Below are 14,380 nucleotides of genomic sequence, written 5' to 3'. Positions count from 1 at the left end.
CCTCACAGCTTTTTATTCTGTGATTGGATGTTAAGAGTCCCTATCATAGCATAAAAGTCCCCATAGCAGGGAAAAAAGAGCGGTTTACTTGAAAAGAGAATCAAATAGTTGCTGAACCTGTTTGCCGGCCTCCTGTTCGATGAGTTTCCCCGCGTCGACGGTGACGCCGGGGCGGGACATTTTCCCCCTGAGCCGGAAAGGGATAACGGCACCGGCGGCTTCGAGTTTGATATCGGCCCGGACGGTCTCTTTTGCGGTATCGATCTTCGCATGCTTGGTCTGCAGGGCGGCACGGTCGGAACGCAGCTGCAGATCCGCATCGATCATTGTATCGTCGAGGCGGGCGAGGGTCGTACCGTCGAAGCGCTCTTTGTAGAGGTCGACACTGGTGTATTGGCGCAGCAGATCGAAGACGTTGTTGCGGGAGAAGGCCCCCTCAGTAAGCTTGCCTTTGAGCTCGCCCTGTTTATTGTCAAGCCGGTAGTCGAGGGTTCCGTCGAAGCGGGCATCGAAGGTTTCGGGCTGGACGAGCATGTGCAGCGCCGCTATCGTACTGATCTGTTTGAAATCCGCATGAAGCGCCTCTCCCTTCAGGGTCGCGGCGATCGCCCCTTTCAAGAGGCTGCTGTTCGCATGCAGCATCAGGGCATCGTCGTAGGTGAGATCGCCCGAGATCTTTGCGCTTCCGCGCAGCGGGCGTTCGGCCAGGGAGGAGAGCTTGCTCAGGTCGGGGATCTCTGCCGTGTACGCCGCCGTCATGCGGCTTTGTTTGACGTTGTACTGCAGCGTATCGGAGCGCAGGGTGAAGAGGTCGGAGACGAAATCTGCTGCCGTAGCGACGTTCTCCCCGTTGAGGCGGCTTTGGGTTTTGAGCATGAAAGTACTTGCGGGGAAGGGGCGCCCCAGCAGTTTGGAGAGGGCATCGGTATCCGCGCTCCCTTTTGCCATATTAATGTCGATCGTTCCTTTGAGCGCCTCCGGGTCCAGGCTTGGCAGCACCGCATGCCCGGAGACGTCGGCATCGGCAACACGGGGATAACCGAGCATGCTCAGCAGTCGTGCCAGCCGGAGGTGCTGGGCGGTGACGTCGGCGGAAACGGGAGCGTAGGCTTTGAGGACGGCTGTAAGAGCGCCTTTGCCCCCGGCGAGCTCCCCCGAAGCCGTGGCGTCGAGATGCTCCCGGTCGCCTTTGAGCTGTCCCGCAAGCGAGACGGCCCCGTGCAGTGTCTGTCCCGTCAACCCCTGCAAAAGTGCGAGTTCTTTGATCGAAAAAGCGTAGCGGATATCCATTCCTCCGTTTTGCGGGGTCAGCGTCCCGTCGGAGGTGAGGTGCCCCAAGGCGGAGTCGGTTTTAACATCGTAGGTGACGGTGTCTGTTTGCAGCCGTGCCTGCAGTGAAGCGTTCAGGGCCGCATCGGGCACGTTGAGGCCGTAGGTGCTGCTGATCAGCGCACGGTCAAGTGTCCCCTGCGCCAGGACGGCATCGACCGTCCCGTCGAGGGCAGCGGGGTCGATGGAGTGCAGGAGGATCTCCGCATCGATGCTCCCGGAGGCCAGCGGCGCCTGGCCGGCGAGGGCCAGCAGCTGCTCCAGCCGGGCATGGCGGATCGTGGCGGTGAGGGCCCCCGGGTTGAAATCAGCCAGGGTCAGGTGGTAAGCGGTGTCACTCCCGGCGGCATCGGTGTGCCCGTCAATCTCAAGCAGCGGCAGGCTGCCTTTGACCGTTCCTTCGGTCTGCAGGCTCCCCTGCATCTTCTGCCCGCTCAGCGACGCAAGGTCCTCCACGTCGGCGCGGTAGCGGGCGGAGAGTGACCGGTCGAAGAGCGAATATTCTCCTTCCGCCTTGATACGGCCGGCGCTCTCCAGTAGGATGACGACGCTGAAACGGCGGAAACCGAGGTCGAATGTTTCAACATCAGCGGAGAGAGGCAGGGTTTCATTGAGTTTTTGCTGCACGATACCGGCAATGATCCGGTTGCCGGGCGGGGTGAAGGGGAGGGTGAGCACGATGGCGACAAGCGAAAGCAGGGCGATGAGCGTCAGGGTGATGCGTTTCATGTCGGTTCTTTTCATCCAAAGGTCTAAAGCTATTATAGCGCTGCACACATTTGCCAGTCGACGGTCGGCTATTCGGTGTAGGTGGAGAAAGCGCCCTCGACACTTAATGCGCTTTTGTAGCGTGTAGGGTTCAGCCGGACGGTTTTCGTTTTCAGGTCGCAAATGGCCAGACGGTAGTTCGAGCCCATAAACGGTTCGACGATACAGACGATCGTGTCGCCGACCTGCCGCGTCGCATGGATGGTCCCCTGGAGATTGTGAAAGAAATACTTCGGGTAGCTCAGCGGCGTGATCTCGACGATGTCGACGCTTGCTCGGCGGTCAAACGTCTGGGCAATGAGCTCCGCATCCTCGTAGCTCTCAAACTGGACGCACCAATCGTCGAACTCCTTGTTGAAGTGTTTCAGATCCTCATCCAGAAAACCTCCCGCCGGCGATTGCAAAGCAAAAATACTCATGTAAACGGCCTTTGAATGCGGGATTTCTTTTTACGGAATTGTACCATCTCCCCTGCCACAGGGCTCTGAAGGGCACAAACTGGGGGGAGAAATATACTTTAGTCTATTTGACTAAACTATATTGAACAAAGTGTTACAATCAGTACTTGACATAGATAGACTCATGTAGTATAATTTGGTCAGATTTCAATTCGAAAGGAGTCTGACAGTCGCTATGTCTCAGGAAGAAAACAAGCCTAATAATGAAGAAACTTTGCCCAATGATGAAGAAATGATTGAGGAGATGGTTTCAGAAGAGGCGGAAGAGGTCGGTTCCGACCTTGAACGTGTCCAAATGGAACTGGATCTGCTCAAAGATAAGTATACAAGGGTCCACGCGGACTTTGACAACATTAAAAAGCGTCTGGAGCGCGAAAAGTACCAGGCACTTGAATACGCCCAGGAGAAGTTCGCGAAGGACCTGATCCCGGTCGTCGACTCGCTGGAGATGGCCGTCAAGGCCGCTGACGGCGAGGGGATGGAAGCCGCCGAGCTTCTGGCCAAGGTGAAAGAGGGTGTCGAACTGACGATGAAGCAGTTCCTCAGCGCCCTGGAGAAACATGGCATTACGGCGGTAGGCGAAGAGGAACCGTTCGATCCGAACGTGCACCACGCGGTACAGCAGGTGGACAGCCCGGAGCACGAGAGCGGCGAGATCGTCAGTACCTTCCAAAAAGGGTACAAATATAAAGAGCGTACATTGCGCGACGCAATGGTCGTTATTGCAAACTAACTAAAAGAGAGGAACGACACATGAGTAAAGTAATCGGTATTGACCTTGGTACAACCAACTCCGCGGTAGCGGTCTATGAAGGCGGCGAAGCGAAAATCATCCCGAACAAAGAGGGTAAGAACACGACGCCTTCCGTCGTTGCCTTTACGGACAAGGGCGAGGTCCTCGTCGGTGACCCGGCGAAGCGCCAGGCGATCACGAACCCGGAGAAGACGATCTACTCCGTCAAGCGTATCATGGGTCTCATGATGAACGAAGAGAAGGCCAAAGAGGCGCACGACAAAGTTACCTACAAGATCGTCGACAAGAACGGTATGGCGGCGGTCGACGTTGCCGGCAAAGTCTATACGCCGCAGGAGATCTCCGCGAAGATCCTGACCAAGCTGAAAGAGGATGCGGAAGCGTACCTCGGTATGCCTGTCACCGACGCGGTCATCACGGTTCCGGCCTACTTCAATGACGCCCAGCGTAAAGCGACGAAGGAAGCGGGAACGATCGCGGGCCTGAACGTCCTGCGTATCATCAACGAACCGACGGCCTCAGCGCTGGCATACGGTCTGGACAAAAAAGGCGAAGAGAACGTTCTCGTCTACGACCTCGGCGGCGGTACGTTCGACGTTACGACCCTTGAGATCGCGGAAGGGACCTTCGAGGTCCTCTCCACAGACGGTAACGCCTTCCTCGGCGGCGACGACTTCGACAACCGTATCGTCGATTTCCTCGCCGGCGAGTTCAAGTCCGAAAACGGCATCGATCTTAAAGCAGACAAGATGGCGCTCCAGCGCCTCAAGGACGCGGCGGAAGCGGCGAAGAAAGAGCTCTCATCCGCCTCTGAAACGGAGATCAACCTGCCGTTCATCACGGCGGATGCAACGGGTCCGAAACACCTCGTCGTCAAACTGACCCGTGCGAAGTTCGAAGGGATGATCGACGATCTGATCAAAGAGACGATGACGCACATCAACGTCGCGCTCAAAGACGCGGACCTCGACAAAGGCGAGATCAAAGAGGTCATCATGGTCGGCGGTTCCATCCGCGTGCCGCTGGCACAGCAGAAGGTCTCCGAGTTCTTCGGCGGCAAAGAGCTGAACAAATCGGTCAACCCGGACGAAGTCGTCGCCCTCGGTGCGGCGATCCAGGGCGGGGTCCTGCGCGGTGACGTCAAAGACGTCCTGCTGCTGGACGTTACGCCGCTCAGCCTCGGTATCGAGACCCTCGGCGGTGTCGCGACCAAGGTTATCGAGAAAGGCACGACGATCCCGGTCAAGAAGTCCCAGGTCTTCTCCACGGCCGAAGACAACCAGCCGGCGGTCTCCATCCATGTCGTTCAGGGCGAGCGCGAGTTCGCCAAGGACAACAAGTCCCTCGGGATGTTCGAACTGACCGAGATCCCGGCGGCACCGCGCGGCGTTCCGCAGATCGAAGTTACCTTCGATATCGACGCCAACGGTATCCTGACCGTCTCCGCGGCCGACAAAGGTACGGGCAAGCGCCAGGAGATCAAGATCACCGGTTCGTCAGGACTCTCCGAAGAGGAGATCAACAAGATGGTCCAGGACGCCGAGTCGCATAAAGCGGAAGACGAGAAGCGTAAAGAGCTCGTTGACCTGCGTAACCAGGCGGACGCGATGATCGCCCAGACGGAAAAAGCGATGAAAGAGGCGGGCGAGAACATCGACGCCGGTGACAAAGCCAACATAGAGAGCGCGATTACCGCCCTTAAAGAGACGCTCAAGGACGAAAACGCGACCAAAGAGCAGATCGAAGAGAAGCTCAAAACGCTGACGGAAGCAAGCCACAAACTGGCCGAGCAGATGTACAAGCAGGAGCAGGGCGGTGCCGCGGCCTCCGAAGGCGCCAAGAAAGCCGACGACGACGTCATCGACGCCGAAATCGAATAAAACCGGGGCCTTCGGGCTCCGCTTCAGTACTCCTCCTTTTTTTCTCCATGACACTACGGCTTCCGTGATCAGCGCGGGAGCCTTGTTTACACTCCCGGTTCTTCCAGCACGAAACGGCGGGCAATCCAGCCGAAATAGAGCGCCGAAACGATAAAAGCGACCCCCAGCAGCGCCATGACGCTCTGCAGTCCCATTCCCCACTCCACCAGCACCCCGATCAGGAACGAGACGGCAGAGACCGTCAGCAGGAAGATCATATCGTTATAGGCGATGACGCGGCCGTAGTAGGCCTCCTCGGTATGGTGCTGCAGCAGGGTGTAGGTAAAGGACCAGATGACGGTCGTGCTGAGGCCCACAAAGACAGAGACCGCCAGCGAGAGGTAGAAGTGGGGCAGCAGGGCCGCCCAGAGGAAAATGGCAGCGGCCTGCAGCAGCAGAAGCAGCGGCAGCCTTCTGACGGTGATCCAGCGCCCCAGCAGCAGCGGGCCGCCCACCAGCCCCAGGGCCCGGAACGCGTGCGTAAGCCCGATGGCCAGCGGCGCGGCGACGGCCGGGAGGTAGTAGGCCTCCGCGGCAAGCGGGACCAGGCCGTCAAAGGCGGTAAAGCCGACGAAGGCGTGCAGGAAGATCAGGTGCAGGGTCAGGGGGTTGCGCTTCAGGTAGCCGACGCTCTGCGAGAGCAGTGTCAGATAGCGTGCCGTCTCGTGTGCTTTGTGCGGCGGGAAAACGGCGGGAAGGAGCAGCGCAAACGCGACGGCAAAGAGGGCGGCGTCGGTCACGAAGGCGGTCCTGACGCCGAGATAGTAGACGGCAATGCCGCTCAGGGCCATCCCGACGGTGTAGGAGACGGACCAGATGATGGAGTGGATCTCGTTGGCGTGTTTGAGCGCCGACGCCTTCAGAAAGCGCGGCAGCAGCGCCATCTCAAGCGTAAAATAGAAGCTGGAGGCCCCCATGCGTACGAAGACCAGCACGAAGAGCAGCCAGAGCTGCGCCGCATCGTCGACCAGAACCAGCGGCAGGGTCGTGACGATCTCGACGAGCAGCAGTGCCAGCATCAGCCGCTTCGGGGCGATCTTGTCGATCAGCGCGCCGGAGAAGGGGGCCTGCAGAACCCCGGGCAGGAAGTGCAGCGCCGCGACCGTGGCGATAATAAGGGGCGAAGCCCCAAGCTGCAGCAGCAGGGTAAAGATGGCGACATTGCTGAACCAGGCCCCGAAATAGGCGATGAGCTGGATCGAGGAGATGCGCCGCAGCAGCGGTTCGTTTTTCAACAGGGCGATGTAGTGTTTCACGCGAAGATGCTCCGGGGAAGATTGAGAGAGAATGGTAGCGTAATCGCAACCGAAGCGCGCCGTACAGCCGCCCTTTGGTATAATGGCCGCAAAAAGTGACGGAAAAGCGAGACGATATGAATGCATTTTTGGAAGAGGCGAAAGCGGCGAGCCGGGAGTTGATGCTGCTCAGCGGCGCGGAGAAGAACCGCCTGCTGCGGGAGATGGCGGGGGCGATGCGTTCCGCGACGATGGACATCATCGAAGCCAACGCCCTGGATATGAAAGCGGCGGAGGAGAACAGCCTGAGCCCCGCCCTTAAAGACCGCCTACTGCTGGACGAGAAGCGCATTGACGCCATGGCGACGGCCGTCGAGGAGATCGCGGCGCTTAAAGACCCTGTCGGCCGGGTTATCGACGGCTGGGTCACCGACGACGGGCTCAAGATCGAGAAGGTGAGCATCCCTATCGGCGTCATCGGCATCATCTACGAATCCCGCCCCAACGTCACCTCGGACACGGCGGCACTCTGTTTTAAAAGCAACAACGTCTGCGTGCTCAAAGGGGGCAAGGAGGCGGAACATTCCAATGCCGCGATCGCCAAGGTACTGCGCGCGGTGCTGAAACGCAACGGCCTGCCGGAGGCACTGATCTCCCTGCTGCCGGACGCGTCACGTGAAGGGGTGGCGAAGCTGATCAAGATGGACAAGTACGTCGACCTGATCGTCCCCCGGGGCGGCGAAGGGCTCATCCGCTATGTCAGCGAGAATGCGACGGTACCGGTCGTCAAGCACGACAAGGGACAGTGCCACACCTACATTGACAAAGACGCGGACATGGAGAAGGCGGTGAAGATTGCCGTCAACGCCAAGGTGGACCGTCCCGGCGTCTGCAACGCGATGGAAACCCTTCTTGTCGACAAAGCCATTGCGGCCGAAGCGCTGCCGAAGCTCAAAGAGGCCTTTGACGCGGCGCATACGGAACTTAAAGGGTGTGACGATACCCGTGCGATCATCGACGTCGCCGAAGCGACGGAGGCCGATTTCGATACGGAGTACCTGGCGAACATCCTCAACATCCGCACGGTCGACGGCGTCGACGGGGCGGTATCGCACATCGTCCGGTTCGGTTCGGGACACTCCGAGGCGATCGTCACGGAGAACTATACGACGGCGGAGCGGTTCCTCAACGCCGTCGATGCCGCGGCGGTCTACGTCAACGCCTCGACCCGCTTCACAGACGGCGGGGCCTTCGGCTTCGGCGCCGAGGTTGGCATCTCCACGAACAAGCTGCATGCGCGCGGTCCGATGGGCATCGAGGGGCTGACGACCTACAAGTTCAAGATCTACGGCAACGGCCAGATCCGCTGATGCAGGTTTTACGGGTTGAGGGGCTCTCCTTCGGCTATACGCATGAGCGGGCGCTCTATGACGACTTTTCCCTGACACTCGCAACGGGGGAGATCAAAGCGATCGTCGGTCCCAGCGGGGCGGGCAAGAGCACCCTTTTCGAACTCATTCTCGGCAACCTCCGTCCCCGTGCCGGCACGATCGAGGCCCTGCCGGCCTCCATGGTCTTCCAGGACCCCTACAGCTCATTCCATCCCACCTACACGGTGCTCAACCAGATCAGGGACGTGGCGGATACGGCGGGGATGGCGCGCTATCTGGACGATATGGGGCTGGACGAGGCGCTCCTGCACAAACTCCCCCACGAGCTCTCCGGCGGGCAGCTACAGCGCGCTTCCATTCTGCGCGCGCTGCTGATGAAGCCGAAACTGCTGCTGCTTGACGAGCCGACGTCCGCCCTGGACAACGTCATCCAGCTCGACGTGATGCAGCTGCTGCTGCGCCACCTGGGAGAGGTCGGCATGCTCCTGATCACCCACGAGATCGACCTGGCCAACTGGTGCGCCGACGAGATCGTCGAAATCGGCTGAGGAGGGCTCGCGCCTCCCGGCTCCCTCCGTCTTGTACGAAAATACCTACAGAAATGAAGCACGCGCTCCGCTACAATGCCTAAAAAATTACAAGGCATACCCAATGAGCAAACGTATTTTGATCGTGGATGACATCGGTTTTATCGTCGAATTCGAATCGAAAGTCATTGATGCCCTCTCCAAAGAGGTAAGCCAGAAAATCCTGATCGATTCGGCGAACTCTGTCAAGGAAGCGCTCTCGAAGATCGCGCAGAACGACTATGATGCCATGGTGGTGGATATGAACCTGCCGGATGGTTCGGGGATAGAGATTGCGAAGGCGGCACAGGAAAAAAACGCGCAGACACGCATTGCCGCTTTGACGATCTACCCTCAGAAGGTCGAGCAGGACCACACCTTCTTTGATGCCTTTTTCAAAAAGCCGATACTGCCGGCGACGTACAAAGAGAATATCCGCCGTCTGCTCCAACTGTAGACGCTGCCGCTTCGCCGCCTGGGGCAGAATGCATCCCCTCAGGCATGCCTTTTCCCTGACAGATCCTAATCCCCTGCAGCCAATGCCGCTTTGAGCATCCGTTTGATCTCTTTCTTGTTGAAGGGCTTCCCGACATAGGCGTCGAAGTGGGGATTGTCCGATGCAGCCGCCTTGGGATCTCCCGAAATGGAGACGACGTAGGCCGGCGGAAGGCTGTGCTGTTTTTCGATGGCCCGCAGCTCCCGGACGACTTCATTGCCTGAAATCTTCGGCATATTGTTATCGAGAAGCAGCAGGGCATAGGGCTGGTCGTCGAGGATCCCTTTGGCGAGCAGGTCGATGGCGCTTTGCCCGTCCTGGGCCGTTTCAATCTCACAGAACTCCTCTTCGAGAATCGCCTTGATCAGTTCGATGTTGATGCGGTCGTCATCGGCGACAAGGACTTTGGGGACGCCGCGGCTTGAAAGCATGGCGTGGAGTGTGCTTGCATAGTAACCGTACTGGGAGATGACATCAACCCCCGCGGCTTTCTGCGTTTTGGTCATGGAGAGGAACCGTTCTTCCATCACTGTAAGGGAGAGGTTGTTCTCTTTGGCGTACGCGCGCACCTGCTCGTCGTACCTGCTTTGGAATGCGATGAGGTGCGTGGCGTCGGAAGGCGTCTGGACGACGGAGCGGATCGCGATAATATTGGATTTGGGAAGGCCCATGCGCAGCAGGTAGCGCATAATGTTCTTGCTCGTCGGCAGGTTGGCTTCGTCCATGAGAATGGCGATCTTGCTGCCCGGGTTCTTGGGGGCTGCAAAGCTGGGGGCTGCATTGGCGCTCTGCAGCGGAAGGGTGAAAAAGAAGCGGCTCCCTTTGTCCGTTTCGCTTTCCAGTTCCAGTTTTCCGCCGAGATCGTGGACATACTGGGCACTGATGGCGAGCCCGAGGCCGGTGCCGCCGAACGTCGCGGCCGTCTCATCCGTGGCCTGCTCAAAGGCTTTGAAGATCGCCTGCTGGTGCTCCTCGGCGATCCCTATCCCCGTATCGGTCACCGCGATCTTCATGGTGCCGCCGTTTGGGTCGTACACGACGGCAAGTTCCACGGAGCGCCCGGTCGGGGTGAATTTGTAGGCGTTCCCGACAAGGTTGATAATGACCCGCTTGAGCTTGGCGGCATCAACGGTGATCTCCTTGGGCAGCGCGGGATCGATATAGACCGGGTAGGCGAGGGCCTTGTCCGACATGTTCGCCGAGAAAATAGCGGCGATATCGGCGAAGAACTTCGCCGAAGTGATCCGTACCGGCTTGGAGAGCGTCCGTTCCCGCTGTGTCGAAACGCGGTCGAGGATGGAGGTGGTCAGTTCGTTGATGAAACGGGCGCTCTCCTTGGCATTGCGGACGTACTGCAGAAGCCGGGCATTGTCGACCTGACCTTCGAGCAGTTCCAGGAAGCCGAACAGCGCGTTAGCCGGGGTTCGGATATCGTGGACCGTATTGGCCAGGAACATGAGGGTCTCGTCGGAGGTAGCCGGTGTGGGATGCGCATGTTCGTTCTCCTCGATCTGCCGGCTGATCGCGTGGGAGCTCTCTTTCAAACGTTCGCTGAGATAGATCTCGGGCGCTTCCTCCGTCTGCTTTTCCGGGTACATACGGTAGATGACGTTGATGAGGAAGGGCGCGACCGTTTCGAGCATCTCCATGTCATCTTCGTCAAAGTTCTGTTTGTGGCGGACCGAGGAGTAGGCCGTGACGATGCCGAGCAGCCGTTCGTCGTTGATCAGCGGCAGGATGATCTTCGATTTCATCCTGATCTCGTCGGGATTGTCGGTTTCCGGACAGTACTCTTTCTCGCTGGCGAGATAGTTGTAGATCCCCCCGGTCAGGGTGAGGAAGCTTTTGGCCAGAACGCCGCGCTGGTCGAGCATGGAGATCTCGCAGACCTGCTCCTCTCCGCGGGCGCGTCTGAGGGAAGCTTCCATCTCGTCAAAAACCCAGAGCGAAGCGAACTCGGAATCCAGCAGCGTCGTGACAAGCGTTTCGGCCGCCGCGTTGATCTGCCGGTTGCCGTCTGCGGCTTCGATCTTGCGCGTCGTATCCTGGAGTATTGCTTTGAGTTCGCTGCTGTTGAATTTTTGCATCGGTATCCCCTCTTATCTGCGCGAACGGGCGAACCCATCCTGAAACTTTGAGAGGGATTATAGTTGAAAGGGTGGATGAAAAACTGTAGGAAAATGCCTACACTTCGTGATACAATTGAGACAAAACATAAAAAGACACATTGAGAAACAGCACGATAGATGATACAGATCAACCATATTTACAGTGACAAAGAGGGGCTCGAAAAAGCCTTGGCGGAGACGGGTGTCGGTTTCGATAAAAAGACGGTGCTGGTTCAGATGTTCTCTTCACTGCAGGAGCGGGAAGCCGTCGCAGCGATCGCGGCGTCGGTACTTTCACTGCTGCCCGACGCCACGCTGATCGGTGCCTCCAGCGCGGGGGAGATCGTCGGCGGCGTGATGACGGAAGCACAGACGGTACTGGGGATCTCCGTATTCGAGAAAAGCGGCATCCGGTCCGTTTCGGAGGTCGATACGGCGTCGTATGCGCTTGGAAAACGGATAGGGGAAGCGCTCTGCCGGGAGGATGCGCGCTGCATCATCTGTTTCGCCGACGGGATCCGCCACAGCAGCGATTTCCTCGAGGCCCTGCGTGCCGCCAATTGCGACAATATTCCGATTGCCGGCGGCATGGCCGGCGACCTGTTCCGATTCGAGAGCACCTTTACCATTCACCAGGACAAGGTTTTTGAAGGCGGGGCCGTCGGCGTAGCGCTCACCGGGGAGGCGCTGGAGGTCTTTCAGGATTTTAACCTCGGGTGGCGCCCCGTCGGTAAAGAGATGACGATCACCCGGGCCCACAAAAACCGGGTCTATACCATTGACGGCAAGACAACGAGCGAGCTCTACCGGGAGGTGCTCGGGGAAGCCATCGTCCGGGAGCTCCCCGCGTCGGCGATCGGGTTCCCCCTGATCAAGCGCAGCGGCGGCATTCCGGTCGCACGTTCCATGATCGGGGCGTTCGAGGACGGGAGCGTTCTCTTTGCCGGCAATCTGAAAGAGGGGGAGCGCGTGCAGTTCGGCATCGGCAGTGCCGATCTTGTCAACAGCTACATCCCCGGGGACGCCATCCTTCGCGAAGAGCAGGCGCTGCAGGCCGCCTTCATCTACTCTTGCTCGGCACGAAAGCAGTTCCTCGGCAAGCAGCTTGAAGTCGCACTGGACAAGATCGATACCTTCGCCCCTTCGAGCGGCTTTTTTACCTACGGTGAGTTTTATACCTCCGCGTCTGGGGCGGAGCTGCTCAATATTACGTCGACGATTCTTTTCCTGCGCGAAGTCGGGACGGAGAGCAAACGTTTCAGCACTCCCCTTGGCGGGCGGAAACGGCAGCGGGCCGTCAATGCCAGCGAAGAGGGGGTGTTCCATCTGATCGACTACAATACGAAGGCCCTGGAGGAGCAGTCGCGGTCGCTGGCCAAGGCCGAAAGGCGGCTCAAAGAGCATATTGACGGCATCAACGACGTCCTGATCGTTTCCAAGACGGACCCCAGCGGCATCATCACCTACGTTAACCCGAACTTTGAACGGATCAGCGGCTATTCGCGCAGCGAACTGATCGGGCAGTCGCATAACATCGTCCGCAGCCCGAAGACCCCCGATTCGCTCTTTGAAGAGATGTGGCAGACGATTACCTCGGGGCAGATCTGGCACGGCAGTTTCGCAAACCGCCGGAAAGACGGAAGCGACTACTACGTCAAAAGTTCCATTATTCCCTTGCATGACGAGAAGAACAGGATTGTAGAGTTCTTCGCGATCCGCGAAGACATTACCGACCTGATCGAAACACAGCTGGCCTACAAGCGCGAGCATACTTTTACGCAGAAACTGCTCAACAACGATGAGAGCATCATTCTCATTATCCGTAACGGGATAGCGGAGAAGGTAAACCAGGCTTTTTTCAGGATCTTTCCCTTCAAAGATCTCGAGGACCTTCAGCACTCCAAGCGCTGCATCAATTCGCTCTTTATTCCCAAAGAGGGTTTTCTCAGCGCCGGAGGCGTTGCGCACCCGTGGTACCAGAAGCTCCTGGATGAACCGAACCGGATCCACAAGGTCCTGATGGAGGACAAAGAGGGGGTCGTCCGCACCTTTTCCGCCCGGGCACGGCAGGTGACCTTTGAAAATGATCAGTACATCTTCTGCTCGTTCAACGACGTCACAGAACTCGAGGAAGCGCGCGTGCAGGCGGAGACAGCGGAAGAGGCCCAGGCAACCTTCCTGGCGAACATGTCCCATGAGATCCGCACGCCGATGAACGGGATCCTCGGCTTTACCGGCATGCTGAAGAAGAGCGGACTGAACCCACAGCAGCTGGAGTACCTGGAGATCATCGAACGCTCCTCCGCAACCCTGCTCGATATCATCAACGACGTGCTCGATTTTTCAAAAATACAGAGTCACCACATGGTCCTGGAGAGCATCCCGGTCGACCTCTATTCGGAGCTCAGCATCGCCTTTTCGCTGATGCAGCCCGCCGCCCGCAAGAAGCGGTTGAACTACTCCAGCCATTTCGATCCGGCCATGCACGAGATCGTCCTGGGGGATCCGACCCGTCTGAAACAGATCATCATCAACCTTCTCTCCAACGCCATCAAGTTCACCCCTTCGTCCGGCGAAGTCAAGCTGCGCACCGAGGTCCTTGAAACCCATCCCCGCGACGGCCAGTGGGTGCGTTTCGTCATCGAAGACAACGGGATCGGCATCCAGAAGGAGAAGCAGGACCGTATCTTCAGCGCCTTTACGCAGGCGAACGAATCGACGACGCGGGAGTTCGGCGGCACCGGTCTGGGGCTTTCCATCAGCGCTTCGCTGGTTGAGGCCATGGGGGGCGAACTCAAGCTTTACAGCAAAGAGGGGAAAGGAACGGTGTTCTACTTCGACCTTCTGCTGACGCCTTATGATACTGCTATGACGGCCGCGGCACCGACGGAAGAGGCCCCGCCCGAAGAGGAAACCGACGAAGCGGCGATCAACAGCGATATGAAAGTGCTGGTCGCCGAAGACCTGGAGATGAACCGGCTGCTGGTCCAGCTGCTCCTCTCCAATTACGGCATCGATGCGGTCTTTGTCGAAAACGGCCGGGAGGTCCTCGAGAAGTTGGAAGCCGCTGCCTTCGATCTGATCCTGATGGATGTCAACATGCCGGTCATGAACGGACTCGATGCGACACGACGCATTCGGGAGGAACTCGGCAGCAGCGTTCCCATTATTGCGTTGACAGCGAATGCGATGGAGGGCGACCGCGAAAAGTTCCTGGAGAGCGGCATGAACGGCTATCTGACCAAACCGCTGGAGGAGAAAACGCTCGAAGCGGTGCTCCGGCAATACTCTTGACCCCCCGCCGGCATCCTTCGCGCCGGCAGAGATACTCCCCCACGCAAGTGTAGGATATTCCC

The 14,380-nt window shown here is 58.4% G+C and carries 10 protein-coding genes; 6 read left to right on the top strand and 4 right to left on the bottom strand.

Going from position 1 to position 14,380, the window contains the following annotated elements; genetic code table 11:
• Positions 1-84: 84 nt before the first annotated feature.
• Positions 85-2,058, bottom strand: a complete 1,974-nt coding sequence (locus LOH54_RS08770) for a translocation/assembly module TamB domain-containing protein (protein WP_231018528.1) — start codon at positions 2,056-2,058, stop codon at positions 85-87.
• A gap of 68 nt (positions 2,059-2,126) precedes the next feature.
• On the bottom strand, positions 2,127-2,516 hold the full coding sequence (locus LOH54_RS08765) for a hypothetical protein (RefSeq protein WP_231018527.1): 390 nt from the start codon (positions 2,514-2,516) through the stop codon (positions 2,127-2,129).
• 214 nt (positions 2,517-2,730) lie between these two features.
• Between LOH54_RS08765 and grpE the strand changes: the two genes are divergently transcribed.
• Positions 2,731-3,288 carry a nucleotide exchange factor GrpE gene (gene grpE / locus LOH54_RS08760; protein ID WP_231018526.1) on the top strand — a complete coding sequence of 186 codons (558 nt, stop codon included), beginning with the start codon at positions 2,731-2,733 and terminating at the stop codon, positions 3,286-3,288.
• Between the two features lie 20 nt (positions 3,289-3,308).
• Positions 3,309-5,189 carry a molecular chaperone DnaK gene (gene dnaK / locus LOH54_RS08755; RefSeq protein WP_231018525.1) on the top strand — a complete coding sequence of 627 codons (1,881 nt, stop codon included), beginning with the start codon at positions 3,309-3,311 and terminating at the stop codon, positions 5,187-5,189.
• A gap of 86 nt (positions 5,190-5,275) precedes the next feature.
• Here the strand turns inward: dnaK and LOH54_RS08750 are convergent, their stop codons facing one another.
• Entirely contained in the window at positions 5,276-6,484 is a 1,209-nt protein-coding gene (locus LOH54_RS08750; protein ID WP_231018524.1) for an MFS transporter, read from the bottom strand.
• Between the two features lie 116 nt (positions 6,485-6,600).
• Here LOH54_RS08750 and LOH54_RS08745 point away from each other — a divergent pair, with 116 nt between their 5' ends.
• The 3 genes from LOH54_RS08745 to LOH54_RS08735 all read left to right on the top strand — a co-directional run bounded on the left by LOH54_RS08745 (position 6,601) and on the right by LOH54_RS08735 (position 8,877).
• Entirely contained in the window at positions 6,601-7,833 is a 1,233-nt protein-coding gene (locus LOH54_RS08745) for a glutamate-5-semialdehyde dehydrogenase (protein WP_231021231.1), read from the top strand.
• Entirely contained in the window at positions 7,833-8,402 is a 570-nt protein-coding gene (locus LOH54_RS08740) for an ATP-binding cassette domain-containing protein (protein WP_231018523.1), read from the top strand. Before LOH54_RS08745 ends, LOH54_RS08740 begins: the two co-directional genes overlap by 1 nt.
• A 103-nt stretch (positions 8,403-8,505) precedes the next feature.
• Entirely contained in the window at positions 8,506-8,877 is a 372-nt protein-coding gene (locus LOH54_RS08735) for a response regulator (RefSeq protein ID WP_231018522.1), read from the top strand.
• Between the two features lie 65 nt (positions 8,878-8,942).
• Here the strand turns inward: LOH54_RS08735 and LOH54_RS08730 are convergent, their stop codons facing one another.
• Entirely contained in the window at positions 8,943-11,003 is a 2,061-nt protein-coding gene (locus LOH54_RS08730; protein WP_231018521.1) for a hybrid sensor histidine kinase/response regulator, read from the bottom strand.
• 159 nt (positions 11,004-11,162) lie between these two features.
• Here LOH54_RS08730 and LOH54_RS08725 point away from each other — a divergent pair, with 159 nt between their 5' ends.
• On the top strand, positions 11,163-14,318 hold the full coding sequence (locus LOH54_RS08725; protein WP_231018520.1) for an FIST N-terminal domain-containing protein: 3,156 nt from the start codon (positions 11,163-11,165) through the stop codon (positions 14,316-14,318).
• Positions 14,319-14,380: the final 62 nt, after the last annotated feature.

Source organism: Sulfurimonas sp. HSL-3221, assembly GCF_021044585.1.
GTDB lineage: Bacteria > Campylobacterota > Campylobacteria > Campylobacterales > Sulfurimonadaceae > Thiomicrolovo > Thiomicrolovo sulfuroxydans.
The sequence above is the reverse complement of the archived record's forward strand: the minus strand, read 5'-3'. Positions and strand labels throughout refer to the sequence as shown.

What these genes read in the sequence shown, in the direction of transcription:
- LOH54_RS08770 (WP_231018528.1), bottom strand. Translation starts at nt 2,058, where the DNA reads ATGAAACGCATCACCCTGACGCTCATCGCCCTGCTTTCGCTTGTCGCC.
- LOH54_RS08765 (WP_231018527.1), bottom strand. Translation starts at nt 2,516, where the DNA reads ATGAGTATTTTTGCTTTGCAATCGCCGGCGGGAGGTTTTCTGGATGAG.
- grpE (WP_231018526.1), top strand. Translation starts at nt 2,731, where the DNA reads ATGTCTCAGGAAGAAAACAAGCCTAATAATGAAGAAACTTTGCCCAAT.
- dnaK (WP_231018525.1), top strand. Translation starts at nt 3,309, where the DNA reads ATGAGTAAAGTAATCGGTATTGACCTTGGTACAACCAACTCCGCGGTA.
- LOH54_RS08745 (WP_231021231.1), top strand. Translation starts at nt 6,601, where the DNA reads ATGAATGCATTTTTGGAAGAGGCGAAAGCGGCGAGCCGGGAGTTGATG.
- LOH54_RS08740 (WP_231018523.1), top strand. Translation starts at nt 7,833, where the DNA reads ATGCAGGTTTTACGGGTTGAGGGGCTCTCCTTCGGCTATACGCATGAG.
- LOH54_RS08735 (WP_231018522.1), top strand. Translation starts at nt 8,506, where the DNA reads ATGAGCAAACGTATTTTGATCGTGGATGACATCGGTTTTATCGTCGAA.
- LOH54_RS08730 (WP_231018521.1), bottom strand. Translation starts at nt 11,003, where the DNA reads ATGCAAAAATTCAACAGCAGCGAACTCAAAGCAATACTCCAGGATACG.
- LOH54_RS08725 (WP_231018520.1), top strand. Translation starts at nt 11,163, where the DNA reads ATGATACAGATCAACCATATTTACAGTGACAAAGAGGGGCTCGAAAAA.